The sequence below is a fragment of the Clostridium sp. AM58-1XD genome (assembly GCF_003464085.1).
Taxonomy (GTDB): Bacteria; Bacillota; Clostridia; order Lachnospirales; family Lachnospiraceae; genus Lachnoclostridium_A.
Genome location: NZ_QSDR01000004.1, coordinates 93,939 through 109,521, shown reverse-complemented (window position 1 = coordinate 109,521; position 15,583 = coordinate 93,939). Strand labels below are relative to the sequence as shown.

Sequence of the window (15,583 nt, the reverse complement as noted above, 5' to 3'; positions counted from 1 at the left end):
TGCTATTTTACAAATGCGGTTCTTGTCTGGGCAGGATTATCAATCAAATTCCCATCATAATCAAAACGGGAACCGTGGCATGGGCAGTCCCAGCTGTTTTCAGCCGGATTCCATTCCAGCTCACACCCCAAATGCGGACACCTGGCGGAGATTTTGTGAAGTGTGCCCGATTTGTCCTTATAACAGGCATACCGCCGGAATCCAATTCTAACAATACCGCCATGTCCTGCAGGAAGTTGTTCTGCCTTAAAGGGCAGGTGGAAACTTCCTTTTGCAAGTCCCTTTATACTTTCTCCTATATCTACAAGCATAGCCTTTATTGACGCCCGGAAAAACCATCTCTGAGGGCGGAATAAGGATTCATACGGATTTTTCTTCCCACAGATCTGGTCCTTTATTATCATTGCTGACAGCATGGAAGATGTCATACCCCATTTTTTAAAACCTGTGGCTATATACCAGTAAGGCCTGAAATTGGAGTATTTCCCGATAAAAGGCAGACTGTCGTGAGGAATGCAGTCCTGGGCAGACCATCGCGTACGGATTTCGCAGCCAGGATAATACTTATCTGCCGCCTTTGCAAGCATTTCATACTCCGAACCGGTTCTGCTTTTTCCGGTTCGGTGAGAACCGCCTCCCAGAAGAAGCATCTGGCCGATCCAACGGAAGGAAAATCCCCCTTGATCTATGCTGTAATACATGCCAGGCAGTTTTTTTGTACCAAAGATTCCGAGAACATAGCTGCGTTCCTGATGCTGCCGGGCAAAGTAAAAACCAGGAATATTGATAAAAGGATAGTGAGAGGTAAAAATGATATGGTCCGCGGTTATAGTTCCGCGATTTGTATATACCACATGCTTTTTTACTTTCAGAACCTTTGTTTTTTCGTAGATGGTCAGTTTTTCCGACAGCACTTTTACGAATTCCAGTGGATGAAACTGTGCCTGATTATCAAACGGACGGCAGCAGCAGTTTCAAAGGGAAGATCATTTACTTTTGTAAAATGAGCGGATATTCCCAGAGAAGACGCTGCATGAGTTTCCTGTTCCAGCTCTTTTGCCCTGTTTTCGTCCGTTGTATAAAGATAAGAAGGCAGTTTTTCGAAATGACAGTCAATGTTCTCTTTTTCAATCAGTTTCTCATATGCGTGGACAGCGGCTTCATTTGCGCAGGCATACAGTCTTGCGTTTTTGGGTCCGATTTTTTTAATCAGTTTTTGATAGATCATCCCGTGCTGGCTTGTGATTTTGGCAGTGGTATTTTTTGTCTGCCCTCCGGCAATCCTGTCCGCTTCTAATATGACAACGTCGATCCCCTGCTGCTTCAGAAAAAAAGCAGTCAAAATTCCAGCCATTCCGGCACCGATGACGGCTGCCTCTACGGTGAGGCTGCCGGCTAAAGGCTTTCGGGGAGGAATATCCACGGTTTTACTCCAAATTGATTTTTCTTGAAATGTATGATCGTTCCGAATAGATTCCATTTTTACGCTCCATTCTCAAAGAAATTCCATTTTTTCAGCGAGGCTGGAAAAAGGAATGCCGCATGCATGATTTTTACACAAGTAGTAACGTACGCCGCTTTCAGGAATTGCATAATCCCTTGTAAACGGTGCGATCCGGCTGAGGTTTATTTCATTCGCAGGACATTTAAAGAGGACAAATACAGAGTGAGCGGCCTGCTTTTTTAAATAGGCGCTCAGTTCAACTGGAACCTCGTTAGAAGAGGAAACACAGATCAGCTCACGATTTTCATCCATAGCCCTCATAAATGCCATTAGTGAAAAGCAGTGTGCTGAGGGAGCGTTAACTGCACCGGAGGCAAGGAAATCCAACTGCCGTTCTGACAGCTGCCGCCAGCTTTCCTGCGCGGTAAGGCCCGCCAGTGACAGAAGGACATGGGCAGCGGCGGAATTACCGGACGGAACGGCTCCGTCATAGATTTCCTTTGGCCGTTCGATCAATTCCTGCGCATCGTTTCCATAGAAGAAAAAACCGGACTGTTCATGATCCCAGAATAAATCCACCATCTGCTCTGCCCTGCGAACCGCCATTTCCAGATAATTTACACTTAGTGTGACTTCGTACAGTGTCAGCAGCGCCAGGCAATTATATGCATAGTCGTCGAGGTTGCCCAGAAATGCACTCTCTCCGCCGCGGTATCTCACAAGGAGCCGGCCGTGTTTGTCGGTGAGACGGCGTTCCGTAAACTCCTGCGCATGCTTTGCCATATCCTCGTAAAAGGTGCAGTCCAGAAGAAATCCGCTTTTTGCGAAGGCCATGATCATCATGGAGTTCCAGGATGTCAGTATTTTATCATCCGTATGAAGAGGAGTGCGTTTTAAACGGTATTCATATACTATGCTGCAGAGCCGGTCCATACGGCGGTCTGACTGTTCGTATTCAGGAGTATGAATGAGATTCGGAATGTTTTTTCCCTCAAAGTTCCCTTGCTTTGTGATACTAAACCGACGGCAGAACATGGAGCTGTCGTCATCATGATCGAGTACCCGGCTGATTTCTTTTTTTGTAAAAACGTAATATTTCCCCTCGACGCCTTCGCTGTCGGCATCCTGCCCACAGTAAAATCCGCCTTCTTCTCCCGTCAGTTCCCTGGCGATATAGGATAAAATTTTTTGAACCGTTTCCTTATAATAAGAACGGTTTGTAAGCCGGTAACCTTCGAGATAGGCGAGTACAAGCAGGGCGTTGTCATAGAGCATCTTTTCAAAATGGGGTACCAGCCATTGGTCATCTGTGGAATAACGGGAAAAACCGCCTCCGATCTGGTCATGAATTCCGCCGCGTGCCATGGAGACTAGTGTTTTCTCCGCCATGGCAAGTGCCTGATGATTCCCGCGCCGTTCGTAAAACATAAGCAGGAACAGAAGGTTATGAGGAACTGGAAATTTGGGCGCTCTGCCGAAACCGCAGTAATTTCTGTCAAATATGGAATTCAGTTCTTCATAACCACGTTCCGCCATATCCCAGGAGACTTCTGCCTGACTGGAAACCGGCCGCTTTTGCTTCAGAGAAGACAGTAAATCTTCACTGAACTGGAGAAGCTGTTTCCGGTTGCTGCTCCATAGCTCGGCTGTCCTGACCAGAAGCTCCTGCAGGCCCGTCATATGATACCGTGACCTGGCCGGTAAATAGGTTCCGGCAAAAAAGGGCTTTTTTGACGGAGTCATGATGATTGTGAGCGGCCAGCCGCCCTGACCGGTCATGGCCTGGCAGACAGACATATATACCAGATCGACCTCCGGCCGTTCCTCGCGGTCAACCTTTACCGGAACAAAACGGGTATTTAAGAGATGTGCGATTTCATGATCCTCAAAGGATTCATGGGCCATAACATGGCACCAGTGGCAGGTGGAATATCCAATGCTCAAAAACACTGGTTTATCCTCGGCAGCCGCCTTTTCAAAAGCTTCATCCGACCAGGGATACCAATCCACCGGATTTTTTGCATGCTGCAATAGATATGGTGATTTTTCATTTATTAGGTGATTTGCCATTTTCAAACCTCGCTTTTTCGTTTCTGTAAAGAATAGACAGAAGTCCTGTTTTTCTGAACCGTTCCTGTACGTATAGCCGTTCAGTATAGTCTTTGCTGATTACCCGAATATTAAACGAAAAAAGCCCCGGCATTTTTCATGCCAAAGGCTTAAGCTGAGATTTAAAAAATGATTTTGAACAGGGGGTAATAACACGGCGGCGGAAAATCATTGATAGTCCGCAACGAGAAACAAAGGCTTTACTGCGACTACTTCATCATATTCTTCCTGTTCTACCTGTACGCTGGAGTTCAGAGCCTTCAGTTCGTCTTTAACGGCCTCTAAAGCGGCTTCAGAAGTTTCTGCTTTCCCATCCCTTATGGCCCGGATCATGCGGAGCAGGACGACAGGATGTGCATAGCGTGCGGGAACCGGAAAATCAGGGTACTTCTCAATGTAAGAAGCGGTTTGACTGCGGGCATCCTCCAGCCGTTTCGCTACCGCTTTTTTGTTATTGCGGCTGTCGGAAGGACGTTTGCGCCGGAAAAGAGAAAGATGGCAGCCAGGCCGAACAGGGTGAAATAAAAACTGTAGCCGGATTTGTGCACGAAAGACCATATACCGTATGCGAGAGCGGCCAGACCCAAAAGCGTAATAGCCAGGGCAGTCCATTTGTATGCCGGATTCGTCCGTTCGTTAACCCGCTTTGCCTTCGCGGCTGCACTTAAATTCACAGCCAGTTCCGGCTGCCTGTTCAGATAATCCAGTGCCAGTTCCAGCCGTTTCGCTTCCTTTTGGGCCTGATTGGAAATGACAGCTACAGGACGTGCAGCTCGTTCGGCTTCCTTTTCAGCCAGGCGCTTTTCTACGGAAGCGCTGACAAATTTCAACTCCGGATGCTCTTTCTGAAGACAGGCGAGCATGAGGTCCACGTTTTGTTCATATTTAAAATTGCACTGCTTTTCTTTTCCATTGTCGTATTCTACGACGAGATAAGGAATCGAGGCAAATATACCTTTTCCTGTAAACCCTCCCTTACTCATGGCAACCCGTTTGAATACGCGGGTAACGGATGGTATGGGGATATAGTACTGCCGGTCGATGTAAAAACTGTTCAGGTACAGGGCCTTTTTTCCCACACCGCAGGGGCCGAATTTCCTGCATGCTTTTTTGTCCTGTACCAGTTCGTTATCTGGCAGGCTGCCGGCGCCCAGCTGTCTTGGCTTAAAAATCATATCGTATTCCTCCCTGTAATCATTAATAATAGAAGAAGAGAGGGGCAAATAGGTAAAAGAACAGTCTCGGACCAGATTAATGACCTGGCGTGTGCCTGGGAATGAAATCTGATATCGAGGACGAGTCTGGTTTTACTTTTGCCCCCCTCTTCCTGGTGCCACTTTCCGTTGCGGGGAATGGTGTCTTATGTAGATCATCAACTATTCAGAACGATGTATCTTCTGGCATGACCTGCGGTCATTATTCCAGCCGTCCAAAACAGGTGCAGATTTATTTCTTAGCAGTTCCGTAATTTGGCTTTACATCACGCTTTTTGATGGTGTAGAGGAAGAAACCGAGGAATATTGCTGCTATGATAAGCCTGCAGGATATGCAACGGCTGTGCCCATGTTCAGGCATTCCTTGGCAAAGAAGAAATATGTCATGGAAACGGCGCTCATGAATGTTGCAGGAACGGCGGTGATCCAGTAATTCTTCTTTTCATAGAACAGATACATGCTGGCTGCCCAGAGTACGATCATAGCCAGAGTCTGGTTCGTCCAGCTGAAATAACGCCATACGATGGAGTAGTCAAGCTGGCTGATTACAGCGCCTGCGCCAAGAAGCGGCACACAGAGGTAAAGACGTTTCTGGAAGCCTTTCTGCTCGATACCGAACCAGTCGGCAAGAACGAGACGTGCGCTTCGGAATGCTGTATCTCCGGATGTAATCGGACATGCGATAACACCCAGCATTGCAAGTGCAATACCGATACCGCCCATAGTCTTTGCACATACGTCGTAGATTGCAGCAGACTGTCCGTTGGCAAGTGCTTCCTGAAGTCCTGTATTCAGGCCGCCGGTAACAGCGTACAGGGAGCAGCCGGCAGCAGCCAGATCAGTGCGATAATGCCTTCGCATACCATTGCGCCGTAGAATACGAAATGACCCTGGCGTTCACTCTTCATGCAGCGTGCCATCAGCGGGCTCTGTGTTGCGTGGAATCCGGAGATTGCGCCGCAGGCTACGGTGATGAACATGGTGCTCCAGATCGGTGTTGCAGCCGGATGCATGTTGGTGAAGTTGGTCCAGATTTCAGGTATGACGTATTCTGATTTCGTGAAAATTCCTATACCTACGCCGACAGCCATGATGATCAGGCAGACGCCGAAGACAGGATAAATCTTACCAATAATCTTATCGATGGACACGAATGTAGCGATAAAATAGTAAATCAGGATAACTGCTACCCAGAATTTTGGATTGACAAGCAGTCCAGTTACACCGTTATTGCTGCACAGGGTAACGATCAGGCCTGCAGGTCCTACTGCGAAAACGGTTCCTACCATGACGAGCAGGACAACGCTGAATACACGCATAACATTTTTCATGAAGTGGCCCAGATAAATACCAGCTATTTCTGATATGGAAGCGCCGTCATTACGCGCACTCAGCATACCGGAAAAGTAATCATGTACGCCGCCTGCGAAAATCGTTCCGAAGGTGATCCAGAGGAATACGATCGGTCCCCACAGAGCGCCCTGAAGAGCACCGAAAATCGGTCCCAGACCGGCGATATTCAGAAGCTGAACGAGAAACAGCTTCCACTGAGGCATAACAACATAGTCGATCCCGTCGTTGATTCTGACAGCCGGAGTTTCCCTGTCATCCGGCGCAAAGGTGTTGTCTACCAGTTTACCATAGACGAAATACCCTCCGATTAAAAGAAACAGGCAAATAAAAAAGCTAATCATAAAATTCCCTCCTCTTCTTTTTTAAAGAAGTTTAATTACAAAGTACTCCCGCAACGAGCTGCTTTGTTTGTGTTAAAAATAACACTTGTTGAGGGAGAATACAAGAGAAAATTTTACTAAATTTTATCAAAATTTTAGATATATCATTAAAATTTAATAATTATTACCAAAAAAACGAGAAAGTTAAAAAAATACGGCGGACAAGTTCGTTAAAAACTGAACAAAATATGAGCTGGATTTTTTCCTGCTGTTTAGTATTGTAGAAATTACCGGTTTACGTTATAATTAGAAACTAGTGTAGTATGCCATAAATCCAGAGTGGCAGATGATAAAGAGACAATACCAGGAGGAAGAGACATGACAAGAAGGGAACTGCGTGAACATTGTTTTAAGATGCTGTTCTGTGCAGATTTTTATAGCAGGGAAGAAGCAGAGAGCCAGCTGACGGAATATTTTGAGGCTCCCCAGGAGGATGAGATCGGTCCAAAGGGAGAGATTGAAATCCTTCATCTCGTGGAATTGAAGGATGAAGACAGGGAGTATCTCACGAAGCGCGCAGAAGCCATTATGGATAGAATACCGGAAATCGACGGAAAGATTAATGATGCCGCCCAGGGATGGAGCACTAAACGTATGGGAAAGGCGGAGCTTACAATTCTGCGCCTGGCTGTGTATGAAATGAAATACGATGAAGATATACCGGAAAAGGTAGCCATTAACGAGGCGGTGGAGTTGGCAAAGAAATTTGGAGGCAAGGATTCTCCTTCCTTTATTAACGGAGTCCTGGCAAAGCTGGTGTAGTATGGCGAGCATATATTCAGTATCCCAGGTGAATGCGTACATCCGCAACTTGTTCGTACAAGATTTTGCACTGAACAGAATTTCCGTAAAAGGCGAAGTATCAAACTGCAAGTATCATACATCAGGTCATATTTATTTTACGCTGAAGGACGGCGGAGGAACTCTGGCCTGCGTGATGTTTGCGGGACAGAGAAAGGGACTGGCATTTCAGATGCGGGAAGGCCAGCAGGTAGTTGTCTCCGGTACGGTTGATGTATATGAAAGAGACGGAAGATATCAGCTTTATGCAAAAGAAATCACTCTGGACGGGACAGGGGACCTGTTCCGCAGATTCGAGAAGCTGAGGAATGAGCTGGAAGAGATGGGGATGTTTTCGGCTGAATACAAGCAGCCGATCCCAAAGTATGCGAAGACAGTCGGAATTGTGACGGCTGCTACAGGCGCAGCCATCCGGGATATCATGAATATTGCAAAGCGAAGAAATCCCTATGTCCAGCTGGTTTTATATCCGGCCCTTGTGCAGGGAGAAAGCGCAAAATACAGCATTGTGAAAGGAATTCAGGCACTTGATGCATTGAAACTGGACGTGCTGATCGTCGGCCGGGGAGGCGGTTCCATCGAGGACCTTTGGGCTTTCAACGAAGAGATCGTGGCAAAAGCCATTTTTAACTGCCAAACTCCTGTAATTTCCGCAGTAGGCCATGAAACGGACGTGACGATTGCCGATTACGTAGCAGATATGAGGGCTCCGACGCCTTCTGCCGCTGCGGAGCTGGCTGTTTTCGATTACTATGCGTTTGAAGGCGAACTGGAAATGTATCAGCGCCGTCTGATGAGAGGAATCGGCAGGGTGGCAGAAAGAAAAAAATTTCAGCTTCATCAGCTTGAACTGCGCATGCAGATGTACCATCCGGGGCGAAGGCTCAACGAAAAGCAGCAGAGACTGGCTGATCTCGAAGACAGGATGAGAGCGCTGATGGAACGGAAGGCCGAGCGGAGCAGACACAGACTGAGCCTGCTTTCAGAAAGGCTGGAAGGTCTGTCTCCTGTAAAAAGAATTGCAAAAGGATACGGATTTGTTACGGATCAGGACGGCCGCGCACTTGATTCGGTGGACAGGCTTAAAAAAGGCGATACGTTCCGTGTTCAGCTGGCGGACGGCAGGATTACAGGGCGGGCGGAAGAGATTGTGAGAGAGGATTTATAGCCATGGCGAGAAAAAAGGAAGAAATTAAGGCGCAGGAAGAAGAAAAGACAATCGAGCAGACTTTTGCGGAACTGGAGGAGCTCCTTGAGAAAATGGAGGAAGGCGACTGTTCCCTTGAGGAGTCTTTTAAATATTACGAGGCAGGGGTCAAAATGGTGAAATCCTGTCATGAGAAGATCGATCAGGTAGAAAAACAGATCATTTTACTGAGCGAGGAGGAGTTGGAATCATGAATACAAAGGAACAGCTGAAACGTTATACAGAAGAGACGGAGGCTGTGGTGGAGAAATATCTTCCTGGAGAAGAAGGCCATCAGAAGACGGTTCTGGAAGCCATGAACTACAGCGTCCGTGCGGGAGGAAAAAGGCTCCGCCCGCTGCTTATGAGGGAAACGTACCGCCTCTTCGGAGGAAATGGTAAGGAGATCGAGCCTTTTATGGCTGCGATCGAAATGATACACACCTCTTCTCTGATTCATGACGATCTTCCCTGTATGGACAACGATACACTGAGAAGAGGCGTCCCTACGACCTGGGTAAAATATGGATATGACATGGCGGTACTGGCCGGTGACGGCCTGATGATCTATGCGTTTGAGACGGCTGCAAAGGCTTTGGCCATGACTGAGGACAAGGCGGCAGTTGGAAGAAGCATGGGACTTCTGGCTGAAAAGACGGGAATCTTTGGTATGATCGGAGGACAGACCGTGGATGTGGAGCTTACGAATAAGCTATCCCGAGAGAGAAGCTGGACTTTATTTACCGCCTGAAGACGGGAGCGCTGCTGGAAGCATCCATGATGATCGGCGCCGTCCTGGCGGGAGGTTCCGACAAAGAGGTCGGGACAATCGAGACGGTAGCCTCCCTCGTCGGACTCGCATTTCAGATTCAGGATGATATTCTGGATGTGACCAGTGATGCCAAGACGCTGGGCAAGCCGGTATTAAGCGATGAGAAGAACAACAAGACCACATATGTCACATTGGAAGGGCTGGAGAAGGCAAAGCATGACGTTGCCGAAATTTCTGCCAAAGCAGTAGAAGAGCTCCATTCCCTTGGAAAGACCAACGAATTCCTGGAAGCACTAATCGAAATGCTGATTACGAGGGAAAAGTAAACAGAAATGTCTGCTGACGCAGACATCACCAGTCATGAAAGCCGATTGCTCCGCGCCTTGCGCTCCCGCAATCGCCGCCGGTATTCGTAATCCGGGCCATCGCCCTGCTTACTCATACCGGCTTGCCCGCCCGATATCCATAGGTCTGCGCATGCGAGCATGCTCCGTCCCTATGGCCGCCGTCCGGGACTTTCACAGTAAAATTTTGCATCAGTTTGATGCAGTTAGGAAGCGATGTAGCATGATACTGGAAAAACTGCAGAATCCGGACGATATCAGAAAATTAAGTCCGGAGGAGCTGGAGACCCTGGCTCAGGAGATAAGAGACTTCTTAATTGATAAAATAAGCAAAACCGGCGGCCATCTGGCTTCCAATCTGGGAGTTGTGGAACTGACGATCGCCATGTTCCTGAGTTTTCATCTGCCAAGGATAAGATTATCTGGGATGTGGGCCATCAGGCGTATACTCATAAGATCCTGAGCGGAAGAAAAGAGCTGTTTGATGAACTGCGCCAGTACGGCGGAATCTCCGGTTTTCCAAAGAGGAAGGAAAGCCCATACGATGCGTTTGATACGGGACACAGTTCCACATCCATCTCAGCAGGTCTGGGCATGGCCCAGGGGCGAGACATTCTGGGAGAGGACCAGTTTATTATCTCCGTGATCGGAGACGGCGCCCTGACCGGAGGGATGGCATACGAAGCCCTGAATAATGCGGCCAGGATGAAGAAAAATTTTATTATTGTGCTGAATGACAACAACATGTCCATTTCGAAAAACGTAGGAGGAATGTCCAGATATCTCAATGGAATCCGTACGGATACAGGATACAATGACTTAAAACGCTGCGTCAACGACGCTCTGGAGAAGCTGCCCGTCCTGGGACGCCCTCTGATTGACAAGATAAGCAGGACGAAAAATGGGATCAAGCAGCTGATTATTCCAGGCATGCTGTTTGAAAACATGGGAATCACGTATCTGGGGCCGGTGGACGGCCATGATATCCGGGCACTCTGCAAGGTCTTCAAAGAGGCAAAAAAGGTGAACCATGCCGTAATTATCCATGTGAGGACAAAAAAAGGCAAGGGATATGCGCCGGCGGAAAGCAATCCTTCCAGATTTCATGGAATTTCGCCCTTTGATGTCACTACGGGCAAATCCAAAACAGAGAAGATATATCCCGACTATACGGACGTCTTCTCAAAAAAAATCTGTCAGCTGGCGGAAGAAAATAAGCGGATTGTGGCCGTTACGGCTGCTATGCCGGACGGCACAGGGCTGAAACGGTTTGCAAAAAAATTTCCGGACCGTTTCTTCGATGTGGGAATTGCAGAGGAACATGCGATTACCAGCGCTGCCGGAATGGCTGCCGCCGGTCTGAAGCCGGTGGTTGCGATTTACTCTTCCTTCCTGCAGAGAGGATATGACCAGTTGATCCATGACGTGTGTATTCAGAATCTGCCGGTGTTGTTCTGCGTGGACAGGGCAGGTCTGGTAGGGAGCGACGGGGAGACCCATCAGGGGATTTTCGATTACTCGATCCTTACATCGATCCCCAACATGAGCGTATGCGCACCAAAAAACCTGTGGGAACTCCGTGAAATGCTGGAATTTGCCGTAAATTACGACGGTCCTTTTGCAATCCGCTATCCGAGAGGAGAGGCGTACCGAGGGCTGAAAGAATTTGACGCTCCTGTGGAATATGGAAAGGGAGAGATGATTTATGAAGAATCGGAATACGCTCTTCTGGCCGTAGGAAGCATGGCGAGCACGGCAGAGCATATCCGGGAGAAATGGAAGGCAGACGGCCATCCGTGCAGCCTGGCAAACGGCCGGTTTGTCAAACCGATCGATACGGAACTGATTGACCGTCTGGCAAAGAACCATGGGAAGCTGATTACTCTGGAGGAGAATGTCCTTCAGGGCGGCTATGGACTACAGGTTACAGCTTATATCCACAAAAAATATCCGGATATGAAAGTGTTGAATATCGCCCTTCCGGATGCTTATGTGGAGCATGGAAACGTGTCAAAGCTCAGAGAGGCTCTTGGAATTGACAGCGATTCCATTGTGAAAAAGATGAAACACATTTTTCTGAATGAAGTGTAGAATATAAGAGGAAAAGTTAATGAAAGAACGTCTAGATGTACTTTTGGTAAAACGGAATCTGGCGGAATCCAGAGAAAAGGCGAAGGCAGTTATCATGTCCGGTATCGTATATGTGGATGGACAAAAGGAGGACAAAGCCGGAACGTCGTTTGAGGATTCTGTGCAGATTGAAGTACGCGGCCATACGCTCCCTTATGTGAGCCGCGGAGGTCTGAAACTGGAAAAGGCAGTCAACCATTTCGGGGTCAGGCTGGAAGGAAAAATCTGCATGGATGTAGCGCGTCTACAGGCGGATTTACCGACTGCATGCTTCAAAATGGAGCGGTAAAGGTGTACTCTGTAGATGTAGGCCACGGTCAGCTGGACTGGAAGCTGAGAAATGACGAGCGGGTAGTGTGCATGGAAAAGACCAACATCCGCTATGTAACGCCTGCCGATATTGATGACGCACTCGATTTTGCTTCTATCGACGTATCTTTCATATCACTGACTAAGGTTCTGGGACCGGTAAAGGCGCTTTTAAAAGAGGATGGGCAGATCGTGTGCTTGATTAAGCCCCAGTTTGAAGCCGGCCGGGAAAAGGTTGGAAAAAAGGGTGTCGTAAGGGATAAGGCGGTTCACCTGGAAGTCATTGAAATGGTTATCCGGTTTGCGGTGAGCATTGGCTTTGAAATTCTGAATCTGGAATTTTCACCGATCAAGGGGCCGGAGGGAAACATTGAATATCTGCTGTATCTGCAGAACCATAAAGAGGGAAATTATCCGGAATTTCCGGTAAATGCAAGAGAAACGGTGGAAGAGGCGCACAGGAGTCTGTAAAGAGAGGTCCGGAATGAAATATTTTTACGTAATCGTGAACCAGGACAAGCCATATGCGAGAGAGACGGCAAGGCATGTGCAGGAGCACCTGGAAGTCCGGGGAGCATCCTGCGTTGTAAAAATGGAAAAAAGGCGCAAGGCATCCGGCAGATATACAGAAGTCTCGGACGTACCGCTGGAGGTGGAATGTGTCATTACCATCGGCGGTGACGGAACTCTGATTCAGGCAGCAAGAGATCTGGCCGCCCTTGAGATACCATTTATTGGGATAAACAGAGGACATCTGGGTTATCTGACCCAGGTGAGTAGAGAAGAGGATATCGGGAATATGCTGGATGCCCTTCTGTCAGATAACTATCAGATTGAAGAGCGTATGATGCTGGAGGGACAGATTATTCAGGGGGAAGAGATCCAGTTTGAAGATATCGCACTGAATGAAATTCTCCTGACTAGGACAGGGACGCCCCGGGTGCTGCATTTCCGTATTTCCGTAAACGGTGAATTTCTTAATGAATACACGGCTGACGGGATTATCATTGCCACGCCTACCGGTTCTACGGCGTATAATCTTTCGGCCGGAGGACCGATTGTGGTGCCTCATTCGCAAATGATGGTCATGACGCCGATCTGTTCTCATGCGCTGAATACGCGGAGTATCGTTTTCCCGGCACAGGCGCAGCTTCAGATCGATATTATGGGAACAGAACAGTGCGTCGCCTTTGACGGAGACATGGTAAGGCAGCTGGAAGACGGCAACAGGATAATAATTGAAAAGGCAGACTGTGTCACAAGGCTGATTAAGCTGGACCGGGTTTCCTTTTTAGAAAATATAAGAAATAAAATGACCGGTATTTAGAGGAGGAGAAGAATGAAACTGGAGCGGCACAGCAAAATTGTGGAATTGATCGGAAAATACGAGGTAGGCACACAGGAAGAGCTGGCAGAGTATCTGAACAAGGAAGGTTATAATGTGACCCAGGCAACTGTTTCCAGGGATATCAGGGAGCTGCGCCTGAGCAAGGTGCCGACGGAGAATGGAAAACAGAGGTATGTTGTTCTCCAGAGCCAGGAGAATTTTAACGACAAGTATATCAGAATTTTAAAGGATGGATTTATGAGTATGGATATGGCTCAGAACATTCTTGTAATTAAGACGGTATCAGGTATGGCCATGGCGGTTGCCGCTGCTTTGGACGAACTCCATCTCCATGAGATTGTGGGCTGTGTGGCCGGAGATAATACGATTATGTGTGCAGTTAGGAGTGTTGATGATACGATTATTGTTATGGATAAACTGAAAAAACTGATTGTAGGTTAAAGGGGTGAAAGTATGCTGCTGGAACTTCATGTAAGGAATCTGGCTTTGATCGAAAAGGCCGATGTGGAATTTGAAGACGGCCTGAATATACTTACGGGTGAAACAGGCGCCGGAAAGTCAATTATTCTGGGCTCTGTAAACCTGGCCCTGGGGGCAAAAGCATCAAGAGATATTATCCGCAAAGGGGAGGATTATGCCTATGTGGAGCTTATTTTTTCTGTAACAGAGCCGGAAAAGCGCAAGGCTCTGGAGAAAAAGGAAATCCATCTGCCTGAGGATGGAATATTGATCATTTCAAGAAAAATCATGCAGTCCCGCAGTATGAGCAAAATCAATGACGAGACGGTGACGTCAGGAAGGCTGAAGGAAATCACGAGTCTTCTTCTGGATATTCACGGACAGCATGAGCATCAGTCCCTTCTTTATAAATCAAAGCATCTGGAAATTCTGGACGATTATCTGAAAAACAGGACCCAGCCGTTAAAATTAAAAATAAGAGAAGCTTACAGGGAGTTTTCCGCTCTGAAGAAAAAAATTTCCTCCTATTCGACAGATGAGGAAACGAGACTCAGAGAGGCGGATTTTCTGCGCTTTGAAATTGATGAAATTGAAAATGCCGCCCTGAAAGAGGGAGAAGAAGAAGCATTAACGAAGGAATACCGCCGCTTCATGAACGGCAGAAAGATCATAGAAGCGCTTTCGGAAGCTTATGAAGCTGTCAGCCGGGCTGACATCAGCTCCGCGTTAAAAGGCATAGGAGAAGCAGCTGAATATGAAGAAGATTTAAAAAACATTAGAGATCAGCTGTTTGATGCGGAATCTATTTTAAATGATGTAACCCATGGAATATCCTCCTATATGGAAGACTTGACCTTTGATGAAGAAGAATTCGCCAAGACGGAAGAACGGCTGGATTTGATTCACAACATTCAGGCCAAGTACGGCAACAGCGTGACAGAGATTACAGAAAGTCTGGATAGGAAGCGGACGCGGCTGGAAGAACTGGAGAATTTTGACATTTTAAAGAAAAAAACGGAAAAAGAATTATCAGATACGGAGAATGAATTAGAGAATTTATGCGGACAATTATCTGTAATCCGTAAGAAAGCTTCGGAAGGGCTGACTGAAAAAGTAAAAAAAGGCCTGGATGACCTGAATTTTATCGGCGTCGAGTTCGCAGTTGCATTTACACATCTGGACCACTATACGGCCGATGGCTTCGACGAGGTGGAATTTATGATATCGACTAATCCAGGAGAACCGATCCGGCCGCTTGGCACGGTTGCTTCCGGCGGCGAGCTGTCCAGAATTATGCTTGCGATGAAAACGGTGCTGGCGGATTCCGACGATATTCCAACGCTGATTTTCGATGAAATAGACAGCGGTATCAGCGGACGCACGGCGCAGAAGGTTTCAGAAAAGCTTCATTATATTGCAAAAACGCATCAGGTATTGTGCATCACGCATCTGCCGCAGATTGCCGCCATGGCGGACAGCCATTTCGAAATTGCAAAAGAGGCAAAAGATGGACGGACTGCTACGGAAATCAGAAAACTTTCGGAAGAAGATATGGTCAGGGAGCTGGCCAGGCTTCTGGGAGGCGCCGAAATAACGGAGGCTGTTCTGAAAAATGCCCGTGAAATGAAAAAAATGGCTACAGAAGGAAAGTAATCAGCTAAAAAATAACAGATTGATTTTTTTCAAATATCACATACTAGAAGAGGAGCATAAAAGTGCTCCTTTTCCTTTACG

The 15,583-nt window shown here is 47.4% G+C and carries 11 protein-coding genes and 4 pseudogenes; 9 read left to right on the top strand and 6 right to left on the bottom strand.

What is annotated here, in order from left to right; all coding sequences use genetic code 11:
• Positions 1-2: 2 nt before the first annotated feature.
• The 6 genes and pseudogenes from DXA13_RS22725 to DXA13_RS03375 form a co-directional block, all read right to left on the bottom strand.
• Positions 3-914, bottom strand: coding sequence for an FAD-dependent oxidoreductase (locus DXA13_RS22725; RefSeq protein WP_347559675.1), 912 nt, complete (start codon positions 912-914; stop codon positions 3-5).
• A 2-nt stretch (positions 915-916) separates the two neighbouring features.
• The gene (locus DXA13_RS22720; RefSeq protein WP_347559674.1) at positions 917-1,480 is read right to left on the bottom strand and encodes an FAD-dependent oxidoreductase; all 564 of its coding nucleotides are present in this window, start codon (positions 1,478-1,480) and stop codon (positions 917-919) included.
• Between the two features lie 15 nt (positions 1,481-1,495).
• Positions 1,496-3,514, bottom strand: coding sequence for a thioredoxin domain-containing protein (locus DXA13_RS03385; RefSeq protein ID WP_118241930.1), 2,019 nt, complete (start codon positions 3,512-3,514; stop codon positions 1,496-1,498).
• 207 nt (positions 3,515-3,721) lie between these two features.
• Positions 3,722-3,886 carry a hypothetical protein gene (locus DXA13_RS22715; protein WP_347559673.1) on the bottom strand — a complete coding sequence of 55 codons (165 nt, stop codon included), beginning with the start codon at positions 3,884-3,886 and terminating at the stop codon, positions 3,722-3,724.
• Between the two features lie 104 nt (positions 3,887-3,990).
• The gene (locus DXA13_RS03380; protein WP_347559672.1) at positions 3,991-4,728 is read right to left on the bottom strand and encodes an ATPase P; all 738 of its coding nucleotides are present in this window, start codon (positions 4,726-4,728) and stop codon (positions 3,991-3,993) included.
• A 271-nt stretch (positions 4,729-4,999) separates the two neighbouring features.
• Positions 5,000-6,461 (bottom strand): annotated as a pseudogene (locus tag DXA13_RS03375) (carbon starvation CstA family protein).
• Between the two features lie 357 nt (positions 6,462-6,818).
• Here DXA13_RS03375 and nusB point away from each other — a divergent pair.
• The 9 genes and pseudogenes from nusB (at position 6,819) to recN (ending at position 15,502) form a co-directional block, all read left to right on the top strand.
• Positions 6,819-7,262 carry a transcription antitermination factor NusB gene (gene nusB / locus DXA13_RS03370; protein ID WP_118241929.1) on the top strand — a complete coding sequence of 148 codons (444 nt, stop codon included), beginning with the start codon at positions 6,819-6,821 and terminating at the stop codon, positions 7,260-7,262.
• 1 nt (position 7,263) lies between these two features.
• The gene (xseA, locus tag DXA13_RS03365) at positions 7,264-8,469 is read left to right on the top strand and encodes an exodeoxyribonuclease VII large subunit (RefSeq protein ID WP_118241928.1); all 1,206 of its coding nucleotides are present in this window, start codon (positions 7,264-7,266) and stop codon (positions 8,467-8,469) included.
• Positions 8,470-8,471: 2 nt separating this feature from the next.
• Positions 8,472-8,702 (top strand): exodeoxyribonuclease VII small subunit, encoded by a 231-nt coding sequence (xseB, locus tag DXA13_RS03360; protein ID WP_118241927.1) that lies wholly within the window; start codon positions 8,472-8,474, stop codon positions 8,700-8,702.
• Positions 8,699-9,585, top strand: a pseudogene (locus DXA13_RS03355) (polyprenyl synthetase family protein). The gene xseB and the pseudogene DXA13_RS03355 overlap by 4 nt, the downstream one beginning before the upstream one ends.
• 241 nt (positions 9,586-9,826) lie before the next feature.
• Positions 9,827-11,694, top strand: a pseudogene (gene dxs / locus DXA13_RS03350) (1-deoxy-D-xylulose-5-phosphate synthase).
• Between the two features lie 19 nt (positions 11,695-11,713).
• Positions 11,714-12,513: pseudogene (locus DXA13_RS03345) on the top strand (TlyA family RNA methyltransferase).
• 13 nt (positions 12,514-12,526) lie between these two features.
• Positions 12,527-13,369, top strand: coding sequence for an NAD(+)/NADH kinase (locus tag DXA13_RS03340; RefSeq protein ID WP_118241926.1), 843 nt, complete (start codon positions 12,527-12,529; stop codon positions 13,367-13,369).
• Between the two features lie 12 nt (positions 13,370-13,381).
• Positions 13,382-13,831, top strand: coding sequence for an arginine repressor (gene argR, locus DXA13_RS03335; RefSeq protein ID WP_118241925.1), 450 nt, complete (start codon positions 13,382-13,384; stop codon positions 13,829-13,831).
• Positions 13,832-13,843: 12 nt separating this feature from the next.
• A complete protein-coding gene (gene recN / locus DXA13_RS03330; protein WP_118241924.1) occupies positions 13,844-15,502 on the top strand; it encodes a DNA repair protein RecN in 1,659 nt (552 codons plus the stop codon).
• The last annotated feature ends 81 nt before the right edge of the window (positions 15,503-15,583 follow it).